Origin of the sequence: Pseudoalteromonas sp. NFXS39 (assembly GCF_040148775.1) — a bacterium.
Taxonomy (GTDB): domain Bacteria; phylum Pseudomonadota; class Gammaproteobacteria; order Enterobacterales; family Alteromonadaceae; genus Pseudoalteromonas; species Pseudoalteromonas apostichopi.
This window is the reverse complement of sequence record NZ_JAGDEC010000002.1, coordinates 110,026-125,632: the sequence shown is the minus strand read 5'-3', so window position 1 is coordinate 125,632 and position 15,607 is coordinate 110,026. Positions and strand designations below refer to the sequence as shown.

Sequence of the window (15,607 nt, the reverse complement as noted above, 5' to 3'; positions counted from 1 at the left end):
AATTAAAAACCTTTAACTAAACACCATTTTAAGCGCAATTATTACAAGTAATAGCGCGAATACTTTTTTTATTGTTGCCACTGGCAAGTAATGCGTGGCTTTGGCACCTATAGGCGCAATTAGCGACGAGGTAACCACAATCCCGACTAAAGCAGGTAAATACACAAATCCGGCAAATCCATCACTGAACGATGTTAATTGCCACCCAGCAGATACATAACCCACCGAGCCAAACAGCGCAATGACAATACCACATGCAGCAGCACAACCAATGGCCTTTTTAATATCAACAGAAAAATAATGCAGTAGCGGCACAATCAGCGCCCCACCACCAATACCTATTAGCCCTGACAACGCCCCCATTATGGCACATAAAAAGCCAAGAATAGGTCCTGAAGGAAGCGGCTTTTCACTGGCAGCTTTGGTGCGTGTTGATAACACCATTCTCAAGGCTATAAACACAACGCTACCAGCAAAAACAAAGCGCAATAGTTGTTCAGGAATAAAGCTTGCTGCAAATCCGCTTATTAATGCACCCAGTCCAACCCCAGTCATGACCCAAGGAGCAATTTCCCACGGTACGTTAGCATTACGATGATGAGCAAGGGCTGAAGATGTCGAGGTAAAAATAATGGATGCTAACGATGTCGCTATCGCGATAACTAATACATGGCTTGGGTCTGCAACATCAAACGAAACCAGTAGCGCACTAAGTACCGGTACGATAATAAGACCGCCACCAATGCCTAATAAACCTGCTAAAAATCCAACCACACAGCCCAAAATTGCGCAGTACACCATTAAAAGTATTACGTCATGCATAGCACACTCATATATTCAATTTGTTATATACATATACTAAACTAATATATATACCCAAACCACCTCAAGATGCGAGTTTCAGTTGGAATTAAAAGCGATTTAGGCAAGGCATTGATTGCAAGTAATAGTGGTTCTATTGTTAAAATCAATAACGCAGTATAAATCGCTTTTAAACCAACCCTTTGGGCGTTTCACTGGCACTTACTCTCATCGTTGTTACTTTTTAAAAGGGACTGCCATTGTTGCAAAGTAACGCCTTGATATTAAGCACCTGTGAAACGCTGAATTCTACATCTTGAGGTGGCTTGGGTATAGGCGCTTCACAGCACAATTTTCCCTCATGATTGACCTTGGCTTGGGGTGTAAAATAGCTCACCGAGCTGATGTTCAATCATAAAGTTACGCGTTAACCTAAGTACATGTTTTGCAGTGGGTTGTAATAAACACTCGGCAAGTAACTTTTCCATATCGCTAACATTTAAACGTCTAAGCACAAACTTAATTTTACTAATCGAAGAATAGTTCATACTCAAGCTTCGATAACCCATAGCAATAAGCAGTAATGCACCTTCTGGGTCGCCGCCTAACTCACCACATAAACTAAATGGCAGCTCATGCTGCTGACACTCTTGGGCAATTTTTAACAGCACCCGAAGTACACTTGGGTGATAAGGATTAAACAGCTCTGCAACACGCGCATTTGACCGGTCAACTGCAAGCATATACTGAGTTAAATCGTTACTACCCACAGAACAAAAATCGACTTTTTGCGACCACTCTTCAAGCATAAATACGCTCGAAGGAACTTCCAACATTACACCGATTTCTGGTCGTTCAATTGCCTGCTCAGGATATTGCTCACTTAGTTCAAAATAGGCTTGTTCGAGCAGTTTTAATGATTCATCCACTTCTTCTGAGCCACTGATCATCGGCAGCATAATTTTTAGATTACCTAAACCAATATTGGCTTTAAGCATCGCCTTGAGTTGATCTAAAAATAGCTCAGGGTGGTCTAAGGTCACGCGAATACCACGCCAACCTAAAAATGGATTTTCTTCGGTTATATTGAAGTAATCTAAAACTTTATCGCCACCAATATCGAGTGTACGCATCACCACTGGATTGGGGTGATAACTAGTAAGCACTTCACGATACCAATTTTCTTGTTCTGACTGTGAAGGAAACTGACCTTTTTGCATAAACCAAGCTTCAGTACGATAAAGTCCAACGCCATCACAGAAAGGTTTATTGTCATGCTCTATATTTAACTCAAGTCCAGCATTAACTAACAAGCTTATATGTTCGCCATCACATGTAACAGCATCTAAACTTTGCTCTGCAAAAAAGCGATCATTCAATAGCGTTTCTTGGTATTTAAGTTGGCTATATTCCTGATGTAGCACTTGCGAAGGTGAAATATATAAACGCCCTGCATAAGCGTCTAGAATCATTGGTTTACCTTCAAATTGCAGTAAAGGTAAATCTTCTATACCCCATATTGCAGGGATCCCCATTGCACGCGTTAAAATTGATGCATGACTGTTTGCAGCTCCATTGACACTCACCACCCCAGCTAAATGACCTTTTGGCACTTCTGCGAGCATGGCTGGTGTGAGTGTACTGGCAATTAAAATAGTCTCTTTAGGATAAGGCTTTGCTGCATGCTCTGTATTGACTAAGTGATGCAAAACCCTCAATCCAATATCTTTAACATCAACTGCACGCTCTTTGATGTATGGGTCTTGCATAGCATTAAACTGTGAAATCAGTTTTTCGATGACTATTTTAAGTGCACTTTTAGCGCTCCAGCCCTGCTGAAGCTGCGCTTCTACATTTTGCCCTAAGCTTTTTGCATCCAGTAACTGTTGGTAAACATCAAACACAGCAAGGGCTTCTTGCGGTATCGAATCACTGAGGGTCATTGATAAAGTGCTAAACTCATTTCTAGTGGCAGCAACCGCTTGAGTAAATAACTTACGTTGAGTGGTGATGTCTTCATCTTTTTGCAACTCAATAGAAGTAAAGTCTAGCTTTGGAATTACTACAAAAGCTTCGCCGATTGCTATACCGGGAGCACCAGAAACACCTTTTAAAACAGAAGTTTGATGAGAAAACTCATCTACCCGTAACAGCTCTTTTATTTCTGCATGGGCTAACTGAGAGGCAAGCTGCGCCGATAAAGTAATTAAAAACGATTCTTCATCAGGGCTAAATACTCGCGCCAGCTTCTGCTGAACAACGATAACACCCAAAACCTTTTTCTGGTGCACCACTGGTACTGACAAAAACGCGTTGTAGCCTTCTTCATTAACTTCGGGTGAGAGTTTGAAACGAGGATGAGACTTTGCAAAAGCAATATTGATAGGCTCTTCGCGCTGCGCAACGAGACCTACAAGACCTTCAGTAAAGCCTATACGAAATTTACCGACCGCATCAGGGTTTAAGCCTTGAGTTGCCATCAGTACAAAATTGTCTTGACTATAATCTGCAAAATAAATCGAGCAGCACTGTGTTTGCATGGCATCTTTTACCATTTGCACAAAACACGCTAGCGCACTAGTTAAGTCCGCCTGTTGCGACACTGCCTCAGCAATTGATCTGAGCGTGGCTAACATGATGCTGCTCCTTTAATTTAAATAAGGTTACCCTTATCGTTTATGTCGCCAATGATCTTTGTGTTGCTCTCGTTTATTAAACGGCATTGCAAACGGGGCAAACTCTTTCATTACTCTACGATATACATCGCGCTTAAACGAAACAACTTGCCTAACCGGATACCAATAACTCACCCATCGCCAATCATCAAATTCAGGGTGATGAGTTTTAAGTAAATTTACATCTTCATCTTTACAACGAAGTTTCAGTAAAAACCATTTTTGTTTTTGCCCAATACACACAGGACTTGAGTCTCTGCGAATTAAACGCTTGGGTAATTTATAGCGTAACCAATGTTTAGAACTTGCGACGATCTCAACGTCTTCAGGAAGCAAGCCCACTTCTTCGTGTAATTCTCTGTACATGGTTTGCTCTGCTGTTTCACCGTCATCAACACCACCTTGGGGAAATTGCCAAGAGTGTTGACCATAGCGACGAGCCCAAAATACTTGTCCCTGATTATTGCAAATTACAATTCCGACATTGGCACGAAAACCTTCGGCATCAATCACCTTAGTGCCTCATTTGTAAGTCGATTTTTATTGATTGTTCCACATAACCTGCGATACAGCAAACACTTTACACCTAAGCCTAAATTAGATTGAAAATTTATTTTTTAACAAACATGTTTAATCAAGGCGTTACGATGTAATTATTATAAAAATACCCTATTTGATTAAAATAACTATTTACAACCGCATTTTTATCACCTTACCCACAGCTTGTGCGTAACTTTTGTAAACCATGCCTAAATTGCAAACAAATCCACAATCCACAGTTAAAATATCCACTTTCTCCACAGAAACTGTGGATAAACATGTTTATATATCTGTATTTATACAAACAACTGACTAATTAATGAAATAGAAACAACACACAAAAACAATAATTAAATTAAATATCATATACTTAGACCTGGATATCCAAAAAATTAATTGGTTATTTTTAGCTCACACTTAACGTGCGCAAAAAACACTCAAACACAAAGATATCCACTAAGGCGCACATTTGCTATCATGATCCGGTTAATTAGACAATCAAATAAACGCCTTATGCGACCGATAAAACCCGCTTCTATAAATGAATTAATGCAACGTGTTGATGCTATAGCAGGCCTTACTTTAGGGCAATTAGCCGAGCAATATCATTTTAAAACACCTGAAGACTTGCTACGTGAAAAAGGCTGGACCGGGCAACTTATCGAATATGTGCTTGGCGCAACCGCAGGCTCAAAGCCAACGCCTGATTTTGAAGAATTAGGAATTGAGTTAAAAACTCTGCCCATTTCATTTAAAGGCAAACCACTCGAAACGACGTTTGTTTCTGTAACACCACTACTGAATGTAACTGGGATGAAATGGCAGCAAAGTACGGTTCGTAAAAAGTTGAATCATGTTTTATGGTTACCTATTTTAGGCGAACGCGAAATTCTACCTTTTCACCGCACCATAGGCAGCGGCTTTTTGTGGCAGCCAACGGCCGAGCAAGACGCACTCTTACAACGTGATTGGGAAGAACAAATGGAGCTAATAGCTCTAGGTCGAGTGGATGAGATTTCAGGCCACTTAGGCGATGTTATGCAAATAAGGCCAAAAGCAGCCAATAGCAAAGCGCTGACTGATGCAATTGGCCCGAATGGTCAAATAATACAAACCTTGCCTCGCGGTTTTTATCTAAAAACCAGCTTCACCGGCGAGATCCTAAAACAGCAATTTCAGCTTTAATTAAAATATAAAAAAACCTCCCGAAGGAGGCTTTTAAAGTCTAAATAGTTAGGGCTGATTACTGACCTTTCACTTCTTTAAGACCATTGTAAGGTGCTTTCTCACCTAATACTTCTTCAATGCGAAGTAATTGGTTGTACTTAGCAATACGGTCAGAACGGCTTAGTGAACCCGTTTTGATTTGACCTGCCGCAGTACCCACTGCTAAATCAGCAATTGTTGCATCTTCTGTTTCACCTGAACGGTGAGAGATAACAGCTGTGAAGCCAGCATCTTTAGCCATTTTAATAGCTGCAAGCGTTTCAGTTAATGAACCGATTTGGTTGAACTTGATAAGGATTGAGTTAGCAATACCGTTATCAATACCACGCTTTAAGATCTTCGTATTAGTTACGAACAGATCGTCACCTACTAATTGTACTTTGTCGCCAATTAGTTGTGTTTGGTGTGCGAAACCATCCCAATCAGACTCGTCTAAGCCGTCTTCAATTGAAACAATTGGGTATTGCTCAGTAAGGCCCTTAAGGAAGTGGTTGAATTCTTCAGAAGTGAATTTTTTACCTTCACCTTTAAGGTCGTAGATATTTGCTTCTTTGTCGTAGAACTCTGATGCCGCACAGTCTAGAGCTAGAGTGATATCTTTACCAAGCTCATAACCTGCATTTGCAACAGCTACCTTGATTGCAGCAAGTGCCGCTTCGTTTGATTCAAGGTTAGGAGCAAAACCACCTTCATCACCTACTGATGTAGAGTGACCTTCAGCTTTAAGTACTTTTGCTAAGCTGTGGAATACTTCAGCGCCCATACGTAACGCTTCACGGAAGTTTGTCGCGCCAACTGGCTGGATCATGAACTCTTGAATATCTACAGAGTTATCAGCGTGCTCACCACCATTGATGATGTTCATCATAGGTAATGGCATTGAGTAAACACCTGGTGTGCCGTTTAGATCTGCAATGTGCTCATAAAGCTCTACGCCTTTTGAGTTTGCAGCCGCTTTAGCTGTTGCTAAAGACACAGCTAAGATAGCATTCGCACCTAGTTTCTCTTTGTTTTCAGTACCATCTAAGTCAAGCATAACTTGGTCAACAGCTTTTTGATCAACTGCGTTTTGACCTTTAAGAGCTTCAGCGATTTCGTTATTGATATAGCCTACTGCTTTTAAAACACCTTTACCTAGGTAGCGTGCTTTATCACCATCACGTAATTCAAGCGCTTCGCGAGTACCTGTTGATGCACCAGATGGTGCTGCAGCACGGCCCCATGAACCATCAGCTAAATGTACATCAGCTTCAACAGTTGGGTTACCACGCGAGTCCATGATTTCGCGACCAATCACTTTTACGATTTCTGACATCTTGATTCCTCTTTTCCCGAAAATGGTGAGTTAGTGCCAGCTTTATTGCTGCTGGCTTTTAAAACAAATAAGCCGTGCATATAGCACGGCCTACTTAAATTACGATGACGCTTTTTGGTGAGTGTGTGCTGCTGCAACAAACCCTTCAAATAGCGGGTGACCATCACGTGGTGTTGACGTGAATTCCGGGTGGAATTGCGCGGCAATGAACCAAGGGTGATCTTTATTCTCGATAATTTCGACTAGTTTCTTATCTTCAGATAAGCCTGTGAAACTTAAGCCTGCTTTTTCAAGCTGCTCTACAAAGTGGTTATTCACTTCGTAACGGTGACGGTGACGTTCAACAATTTCGTCACTACCGTATACTTCACTTACTTTAGAGCCAGGTGTTAAGTGACATTTCTGAGCACCTAAACGCATAGTACCACCTAGATCAGATTGCTCATCACGGATTTCAACGTTACCGTCAGCATCTTGCCATTCAGTGATTAAACCAACAACTGGATGTACTGATTTTGCGTTAAACTCAGTTGAGTTTGCATCTTCAAGGCCTGCAACGTTACGCGCATATTCAATAAGCGCTACTTGCATACCTAAACAAATGCCTAAGTAAGGAACTTTGTTTTCACGTGCATATTTAGCCGCTAAAATCTTACCTTCAACACCACGGCCTCCGAAGCCGCCTGGTACTAAGATAGCATCAAGGTGAGAGAGTAACTCTGTACCTTTGCTTTCTAAGTCTTGTGAATCAACATATTCGATGTTCACGGTTAGACGGTTTTTCAGACCTGCGTGCTTTAATGCTTCGTTTACTGATTTATAAGCATCTGGTAGTTCGATGTACTTACCAACCATACCAATCGTCACTTCACCCGTTGGGTTAGACTCTTGATATAACACTTGTTCCCACTCAGATAAATCTGCTTCTGGGCACTCAAGGTAGAAACGACGACATACGAAGTTATCTAGTTCTTGTGATTTAAGTAACGCAGGGATCTTATAGATGCTTTCTACGTCTGGTAATGAAATAACAGCTTTCTCTTCAACATTAGTGAAAAGTGCGATCTTCGCGCGCTCGTTATTTGGAAGTTTACGATCAGAACGACAGATTAAGATATCTGGTTGGATACCAATCGAACGTAATTCTTTTACTGAATGTTGTGTTGGCTTAGTTTTAACTTCACCTGCAGGGCCTAAGAATGGCACTAGCGTTAGGTGGATAAACAATGCGCGCTCACGGCCAATTTCAGTGCCAAGCTGACGAATTGCTTCTAAGAATGGTTGTGACTCGATGTCACCAACTGTACCGCCAATTTCAACGATTGCTACATCGCGACCTTCAGCACCGTCATATACACGTTGCTTAATGTCGTTTGTGATGTGTGGAATAACCTGAATTGTTGCACCAAGGTACTCACCACGACGCTCACGTCGTAATACATCTTCATAAACACGACCTTGTGTGAAGTTGTTGCGGCTAGTCATTTTGGTACGGATGAAACGCTCATAGTGACCTAAGTCAAGGTCAGTCTCTGCACCGTCTTCAGTTACAAATACTTCACCGTGCTGAATTGGGCTCATAGTGCCTGGGTCAACGTTAATGTAAGGATCCAGCTTTAAAATAGTCACGTTAAGACCACGTGCTTCTAAAATAGCGGCTAATGACGCTGCTGCAATACCCTTACCCAACGAAGAAACAACCCCGCCAGTTACGAAGATAAATTTTGTACTCATGCGAACCCTAGAATATCAGGAATTAAAAGGAATAATATAGAATCAAGACGGGGCGAAATTATAGCAAAGGGGCTGCTATCAATCCAGATAAAATTAGCAAATAAGTGCACAAAAAACGAGCTTGGTTACACTGTACCCAAGCTGTATCAAAACAGGCTCACTTGGCCTGCTTTTTAATGGCTTCCCATGCGTTGTCCATTTCTTCGAGACTGGCCGTTTCTAAACTTTGGCCACGTTCATCTAAGTAGGCAGCCACTTTTTCAAAGCGTGACGCGAATTTAGCATTGGCACTTCGTAATAATTGCTCAGGATCGCGTTTAATATGACGGGCTACATTTACCGTTGCAAACAGTAAATCGCCAAGCTCTTCTGCACTGTGTTCTGAATAAGGGTCATGAGCCAGCGCTTCTTTTACTTCGTCGACTTCTTCAGCGACTTTATCGAGGGCCCCATGATAACTTGGCCAATCAAAACCTAGGCTTGCCACACGCTGTTGAATCTTCTTAGCTTTTGAAAGACCTGGCATCGCATCAGGAATATCCTGCCAAAGACTCATTTGAGGTGAAGTAGATTTTTCTGCTCGTTCTTGCGCTTTAATAGCCTGCCACTGCGCCGAAAGCTCTGCGTCCGACAGCTCACTTTGCTTTGCAAAGACATGCGGATGCCGACGAATTAATTTATCGTTTAGTGTATTTGCCACATCTGCAAAATCAAATAAGCCCTGCTCTTTAGCAAGTTGGGCATAAAAGATGATTTGAAAAAGTAAATCGCCAAGCTCACTTTTAAGCTCAGTAAGTTCACCTTTTTCAATGCAGTCTGCTACTTCGTAAGCTTCTTCAAGGGTATGCGGCACTATCGAATTAAAGTCTTGTTTTAGATCCCACGGGCACCCAGATTCTGGGTCCCGTAGTTTGGCCATAATTGATAACGACTGCTCAATGGCATGTTTATCACTCATTACGAATGACCACGCTTTGCATCATGTACACCTTCGATTTGGTGTAACTTAGACAATAATCGGTTAGTACTCGATAAGTCATGTACTTCAACCTGCATTGAAAACAGCGCAAGCTGCTTATCTTCAACGGTGTTGACATTCATGTTAAGCACATTCACCTTTTCGTTTGCAAGGACAGAGCTGATATCTCTAATAAGGCCTGAGCGATCTGTGGCTTCTACTTTAATCGTTAGTGAGTAAGAGCCATTTACATCGTCTGACCAACTTACTGATATCACCCGCTCAGGATGTTTATCACGAAGTTTTTCAAACGAATCACAATCCTCACGGTGAACTGCAATCCCACGGCCTTGAGTAATATAGCCAATGATTTCATCGCCCGGCACAGGTCGGCAGCATTTAGCAACATGGCTCATTAAGCTACCTACCCCATCAACAACAATGCCGTTTTTATCACCTGTGACACTTTTTGGTTTTTTAAACTTAATTTGTGGTTCGTCATCATCACGGTCACTAATAAAGTTTAATAATTGGTTTAAGCGAACATCACCTGCGCCTACCGCAACCATCAGGTCATCAATACCTTTAAGATTGAATCGCTCAATTGCTGGCGCAAGGTCTTTGGTTGTTAAGTCTAGTTTTTGCAGCTCGTTCTCTAATATTTCTTTACCGGCGCTCAAGTTTTTATCGCGATCAAGCTGTTTAAACCAATGATGGATTTTAGAGCGTGCTCGCGATGACTTAATATAACCTAGCGATGGGTTCAACCAATCACGACTTGGGTTAGGTTGCTTTTGAGTTAAAATTTCAACCTGATCACCGGTACTGAGCTGATGAGTAAAGGGCACGATTTTGCCAAACACTTTTGCACCAATACAACGGTGACCAACGTTTGAGTGAATGTAATAAGCAAAATCAAGTGGCGTCGCACCCAGTGGTAAATCGAAAATATCACCTTTTGGTGTAAACACATAAACTCGGTCTTCAACTACTTGATTTTTGAGCTCTTCTGCTAAGTCACTACCATCAACTACTTCTTCTTGCCATTGTAGTAACTTACGTAACCAACTAATTTTTTGCTCATAGCCAGAACCACGTCCTGGCAATGCACCTTCTTTATACATCCAATGCGCAGCAACACCTAACTCAGCATCTTGATGCATTTCGCTAGTACGAATTTGGATTTCAACGGTTTTACCTTCAGGGCCAAATACCACTGTATGAATTGACTGATAGCCGTTTTGTTTAGGTGTTGCGATGTAATCATCAAATTCTTTATTTAAATGCCGCCAATTGGTATGCACGATACCTAATGCTGCGTAACAATCTTGCAGGCGTTCCACCACAATGCGCATAGCACGAATATCAAACAGCTGATCGAATTCGTAATTCTTCTGCGCCATTTTTTTGTAGATACTGTAGATATGCTTCGGGCGGCCATACACTTCACCCTCAATACCCGCTTCGGCCAAGCGTGCTTTTACTAAAGCAACCATATTTTCCATATAGGCTTCACGAGCAAGTCGCTTATCATCGAGCTGTTTTGCGATATTTTTATAGGTGTCGGGGTGCAGGTAACGAAACGAAAGATCTTCAAGTTCCCATTTAAGCTGACCTATTCCTAGGCGGTTAGCAAGGGGTGCAAAAATATCACGTGTTTCTTTAGCGGCAATTACACGCTCTTCTTCACTGGCGTCTTTAACTTCACGCAAATGGCATACTTGTTCAGCGAGTTTTATCACCACTGCACGCACATCTTCAACCATGGCTAGCAGCATACGGCGGATATTATCAATTTGAACAGTGCCCTTGCCTTGATGGGCTAAGGTGCTGATGGTAGCCATTTGGCTTACACCTGTTAGTAATAACGCAACGTGATCACCAAGCTTGTCGGTCACAGTTTCAATCGAGATTTTTTCGGCTAGGAAATAAGGTGTTAAAAAAGCCGTGGCAAGTGAATCTGCATCTAAATTTAGCTCGGCTAAAATCTCTACCATTTCAATGGCTGTGTTTTCACGTTTTGCATCATCGCAATGCAGACACAATTGGTGAGCTTGCTCTAATAAGGTATGTTTGTCTTCTGTTAGCGCTAACAGCTCGATACGGCTGGCAAAATCACTCGGCTTTGTAAGCTGATGTGACTGTCTAGTGGCTACCATGTGCGCTTTACCTCCTGTGAAATAACGCCATCGTTTCAATATGCCCAGTATGCGGGAACATATTCATAAGCCCAATTTTTTCAATGCTAAAGCCTGCTTGTAAAATAAGTGCACTGTCACGGGCTAAAGTAACAGGATCACAAGAGACGTATAAAATCGTTTTAAACTGAGTAAGTGGTAACTGCTCTAAAATTGCCATTGCGCCAGTACGTGATGGATCAAGCACTAACACATCAAGTTCGGCACTAAACCAAGCAGCTGATTGCATTGATTTTGTTAAATCAAAACAATAAAAATCGGTATTCGACAATGAGTTAGTTTGCGCATTTTGTTTTGCTAATGCAACCGCAGAATCGACCCCTTCAACACCAATAACATATTTAGCATACTTTGCAATCAATAATGAAAAGTTACCAATACCACAAAATAAATCTAATACCTGCTCATGACCTTGTAAATCAAGCCACTGTTTTGCTTGATGAAGCATAGCTTGGTTCACTTGGGGGTTAACTTGAATAAAGTTTTCAAGGCCAAATTCAAAGCGTAAATCATAAGCTGGTATCTGGTAGTACGGCATTGGATGGTCACTGTGATCAATTTCACCACTGTGTGATTGCCACACAACACGCCAGCTATATTCATCACACGCCGCTACGACAATGGCTTTTAACTCTGCATTAATAGCTTTGGTATGCCTAATAACCACAAAGGCCGCATTATCAGCTTCACATAATTGTAGGTGACTAATACTACTAAGACCTGAATGGCTGTTGATAAGAACATCAAAAACTGAAAAAACGTCTTTAAAAGTACTGCTCAGCACATCACAGCTTTCAATGCTCACCAATTGTTTAGACCCTTGAGCTCGATACCCTACGCGCATTTTCTTTGCGGCTTTGTCATGCATTACAGCAATACGCGCAGAGCGACGGTAATGGCGCTCTTCACTAAGCAGAGGTGCTTGCCAATTTAAGTCATCAACTTTGGCAAACTTGCTAAACAGCTGACTAACCGCAGCTTGCTTTTCAACCAATTGTTGTTCTGCATTAAGGTGCTGTAACTGACAACCACCACAAATCTGATAATGCTGACAAAAAGGAGTAACCCTATGCGCTGAGGCTGATAGTACTTTTTTACAATCAGCACTGGCAAAGCGTGCCTTATCTTCAATCAATAACGCTTTTACTTCTTCACCCGGCAAAGCACCATTAACAAAACAGACTTTACTTCCCTGCTTAGCAACGCCTCGTCCTTGATGGTCCATAGCAGTGACATTGAGGGTTAGCATTTTTTGCGAAACGGATTTCTTTTTGGCTTTGAAAATCTGTGCCATTGGGCAACACCTTAATTATTGATAAAGCGGGATTAAGTATATACTCTTAAACAACGATAATAATGATAACAACATTCTTTATGACTAAATTTGGCTTACGTGACTCAGTCTTAATACTTACACTTATACCGACTGTGATCATAGGCTTGTTGCTGGGCGGTTATTTTACAATAAATCGTTACATTGAGCTCGATGAAATTTTATATCAGCAGGGCGTTACTATTATTGAGCCCTTAGCCATTGCTGTTGAACAACCATTACTAAAGCGTGATAAAGCCTTACTAACCCGCTTAGTTAGCCATACTCATAACAAACACTCCCCTGCGATCCAATCAATTGCTATTTTCGATGAAAACAATGAGTTAGTGATTTTTAGTAAATATCAAAGTGAATTCAAAGAAATTGTTAAAAGCAATGTTAACAGTATGGATGGGATTCAAGTACACAACTCTGATCACTATCTAACATTTTCTACCGCCATTATTAATCATAGCCGTCAAGACACGATTTGGAATCATAATAGCTATCAAGCATCACTAGGTAATGTGGTGATCATGCTTAATAAACAACAAGCCATTATCGGCCAGCAACGCGCCTTACTGGTCAGTGGCGTGGTGATACTCATAGCACTAGTACTTGCGAGCGTATTAGCATTTAGGTTGACCCGCATGTTTATTCAACCACTTAATAAGTTAGTACTAGCTACCGACAAATTAATTGAAGGGAAAGTAGATACAGGTCTTGATAAAAAAATGTTTGGTGAGTTTGAGTTATTACGCACAGGCTTAAATACCATTTCAGAAACCATGGTAGTGCAACGTGATGAGATGCAAAAGCATATTGATCAGGCAACCTCTGATTACCGCGAGACCTTAGAACAATACGAAACTCAGAATATTCAGTTAAGTATTGCCAAAAAAGACGCGCAAGACGCTAACCGTGTTAAATCAGACTTTTTAGCCAAAATGAGTCACGAATTACGTACGCCTTTAAATGGTGTAATTGGCTTTACGCGTCAGCTTTATAAAACCCCGCTTAATAAGCATCAAAAAGATTACCTCGATACTATTGAGCTATCTGCAAATAGCTTATTAACGATTATCAGTGACATTTTAGACTTTTCTAAATTAGAAGCCGGTGCCATGGAGCTTGAGTCAATGCAATTCCAGCTCCGTGACAATATTAATGAAGTTATGACCTTGTTAGCACCAAGTGCACACGAAAAACAACTTGAGCTATCGATATTTATCCATCCACAAGTACCTGACAATCTAACTGGCGACCCGACCCGCTTTAAACAAATTTTGATAAATCTTATAAGTAATGCCGTTAAATTTACTGAAAAAGGCTCAATCAAGGTTGATGTTGGCTACCGCTTATTAGATGAAGAGCGCGCCTCTATTTTAGTGTCTGTCACCGATACTGGTGTGGGCATCCCAATGGATAAACAAGATGCCTTGTTTACACCATTTGGCCAAGCAGACTCAAGTATCACCCGTAAATTTGGTGGCACAGGTCTTGGTTTAATCATCACCAAACACATTGTTGAAGCGATGAATGGTCGTATTACCCTGAACTCAGCACCTGGTAATGGCACCTGCTTTACATTCAATGCCGTATTCAGAACGCCAAGTAACTCAATTACTAGTGACTTACCGACCCAATCATTGATTAATAAACGTATTCTTTACCTTGAGCCTCATGAGCATACACATCAAGCAACCTTATCGCTTTTACATGAATGGCAAACTCGCGTTACCGCTTGTATTGATGAAGAAAGCTTCTTAAATGAGATCAATAAAGACTTCAGTTACGATATTTGTATCATTGGTCATACCGCCACAATTGACGATATGCAGCAACTTAAGAGTTATGTAAAAGCAGTGCGCCCAGTCACTGATTATTTATATATTATGCTCAATACGGTCTCGCACAATATGCGCGAAGCCTTTGTGGGTAGTGGCGCAGATGCTTGCTTAAGCAAACCACTTAACCATCGTAAATTATGTGAAGTACTTGCTGCCCCTTATCGTCTTGACCATCCAGTGCATAACATTGAACAAGGCACTGAAAAGTTATTACCTCTAAAAGTACTAGTTGTAGACGATAATGATGCCAACCTAAAGCTTATTTGCACCTTACTTGAAGAACAGATTGAGCTAATTGATACGGCACACAACGGCTCACAAGCCTACAGTCTAAGTAAAAGCCATAAGTATGACTTGATCTTCATGGACATCCAAATGCCAATTATGGATGGTATTACCGCATGTAAACTTATCCGCGAGTCATCTCTCAATGAAGATACGCCAATCATTGCAGTTACTGCTCACGCATTAGCGGGTGAAAAAGAACAGCTGCTTAAAGATGGTTTTAAAGGTTACTTAACTAAGCCTATTGATGAAGATATGCTAAAACAAATAATTAGCGATCATAGCCCACAATCGCCGATTAATCGCGAACGAAGCAAAGCTGCCACAGTTGACTCAGAACCTCCATTTGAAAGTGCCCGCCTTGATTGGCAATTAGCGCTACAACGCGCTGGCGGTAAAGAAGAGTTAGCACTAGAAATGCTCAACATGTTGTTACTCAGTGTACCTGAAACCTTACGCCTACTTAATGAAGCTATAGAAAAAGAAGATTGTGAACATGTACTTAGCATAGTGCACAAATTCCATGGCGCGTGTTGTTACACCGGCGTACCAAAACTAAAATCACTTGCCGAAACACTCGAAATATCACTAAAAAGCGATTGCGATTTAAATTACATTGAACCTGAATTGTTTGAGCTGATTGATGAGCTAAATAATTTGTTAAGTGATGCAGGTATGGTTGAGCCGCAACGATAAAAAGCACTCAAAAAAA

At 41.2% G+C, this 15,607-nt stretch carries 10 protein-coding genes; 2 read left to right on the top strand and 8 right to left on the bottom strand.

The features are described 5' to 3' along the window. Positions 1-12: 12 nt before the first annotated feature. The 3 genes from J3455_RS04105 to rppH all read right to left on the bottom strand — a co-directional run bounded on the left by J3455_RS04105 (position 13) and on the right by rppH (position 3,989). Positions 13-822: a sulfite exporter TauE/SafE family protein gene (locus J3455_RS04105; protein ID WP_130052129.1), complete on the bottom strand. Its 810-nt coding sequence runs from the start codon at positions 820-822 to the stop codon at positions 13-15. A 338-nt stretch (positions 823-1,160) separates the two neighbouring features. After that, a complete protein-coding gene (gene ptsP / locus J3455_RS04100) occupies positions 1,161-3,437 on the bottom strand; it encodes a phosphoenolpyruvate--protein phosphotransferase (RefSeq protein ID WP_130052130.1) in 2,277 nt (758 codons plus the stop codon). A 33-nt stretch (positions 3,438-3,470) separates the two neighbouring features. Further along, positions 3,471-3,989, bottom strand: coding sequence for an RNA pyrophosphohydrolase (gene rppH / locus J3455_RS04095; RefSeq protein WP_054554350.1), 519 nt, complete (start codon positions 3,987-3,989; stop codon positions 3,471-3,473). 540 nt (positions 3,990-4,529) lie between these two features. Here rppH and mutH point away from each other — a divergent pair. Further along, on the top strand, positions 4,530-5,201 hold the full coding sequence (mutH, locus tag J3455_RS04090; RefSeq protein ID WP_130052319.1) for a DNA mismatch repair endonuclease MutH: 672 nt from the start codon (positions 4,530-4,532) through the stop codon (positions 5,199-5,201). Between the two features lie 58 nt (positions 5,202-5,259). Here the strand turns inward: mutH and eno are convergent, their stop codons facing one another. The 5 genes from eno to rlmD all read right to left on the bottom strand — a co-directional run bounded on the left by eno (position 5,260) and on the right by rlmD (position 12,742). Then, a complete protein-coding gene (gene eno, locus J3455_RS04085; RefSeq protein ID WP_062566760.1) occupies positions 5,260-6,558 on the bottom strand; it encodes a phosphopyruvate hydratase in 1,299 nt (432 codons plus the stop codon). Positions 6,559-6,657: 99 nt separating this feature from the next. Then, positions 6,658-8,292 carry a CTP synthase gene (gene pyrG / locus J3455_RS04080; protein ID WP_349561167.1) on the bottom strand — a complete coding sequence of 545 codons (1,635 nt, stop codon included), beginning with the start codon at positions 8,290-8,292 and terminating at the stop codon, positions 6,658-6,660. A gap of 157 nt (positions 8,293-8,449) precedes the next feature. Then, positions 8,450-9,250, bottom strand: a complete 801-nt coding sequence (mazG, locus tag J3455_RS04075) for a nucleoside triphosphate pyrophosphohydrolase (RefSeq protein WP_167657897.1) — start codon at positions 9,248-9,250, stop codon at positions 8,450-8,452. Continuing rightward, entirely contained in the window at positions 9,250-11,409 is a 2,160-nt protein-coding gene (gene relA / locus J3455_RS04070; protein ID WP_130052132.1) for a GTP diphosphokinase, read from the bottom strand. Before relA ends, mazG begins: the two co-directional genes overlap by 1 nt. A gap of 7 nt (positions 11,410-11,416) precedes the next feature. Then, a complete protein-coding gene (rlmD, locus tag J3455_RS04065; protein ID WP_130052133.1) occupies positions 11,417-12,742 on the bottom strand; it encodes a 23S rRNA (uracil(1939)-C(5))-methyltransferase RlmD in 1,326 nt (441 codons plus the stop codon). Between the two features lie 80 nt (positions 12,743-12,822). Here rlmD and barA point away from each other — a divergent pair, with 80 nt between their 5' ends. Beyond that, on the top strand, positions 12,823-15,591 hold the full coding sequence (gene barA / locus J3455_RS04060; RefSeq protein ID WP_349561355.1) for a two-component sensor histidine kinase BarA: 2,769 nt from the start codon (positions 12,823-12,825) through the stop codon (positions 15,589-15,591). Positions 15,592-15,607: the final 16 nt, after the last annotated feature.

What these genes read in the sequence shown, in the direction of transcription:
- J3455_RS04105 (WP_130052129.1), bottom strand. Translation starts at nt 822, where the DNA reads ATGCATGACGTAATACTTTTAATGGTGTACTGCGCAATTTTGGGCTGT.
- ptsP (WP_130052130.1), bottom strand. Translation starts at nt 3,437, where the DNA reads ATGTTAGCCACGCTCAGATCAATTGCTGAGGCAGTGTCGCAACAGGCG.
- mutH (WP_130052319.1), top strand. Translation starts at nt 4,530, where the DNA reads ATGCGACCGATAAAACCCGCTTCTATAAATGAATTAATGCAACGTGTT.
- eno (WP_062566760.1), bottom strand. Translation starts at nt 6,558, where the DNA reads ATGTCAGAAATCGTAAAAGTGATTGGTCGCGAAATCATGGACTCGCGT.
- pyrG (WP_349561167.1), bottom strand. Translation starts at nt 8,292, where the DNA reads ATGAGTACAAAATTTATCTTCGTAACTGGCGGGGTTGTTTCTTCGTTG.
- mazG (WP_167657897.1), bottom strand. Translation starts at nt 9,250, where the DNA reads ATGAGTGATAAACATGCCATTGAGCAGTCGTTATCAATTATGGCCAAA.
- relA (WP_130052132.1), bottom strand. Translation starts at nt 11,409, where the DNA reads ATGGTAGCCACTAGACAGTCACATCAGCTTACAAAGCCGAGTGATTTT.
- rlmD (WP_130052133.1), bottom strand. Translation starts at nt 12,742, where the DNA reads ATGGCACAGATTTTCAAAGCCAAAAAGAAATCCGTTTCGCAAAAAATG.
- barA (WP_349561355.1), top strand. Translation starts at nt 12,823, where the DNA reads ATGACTAAATTTGGCTTACGTGACTCAGTCTTAATACTTACACTTATA.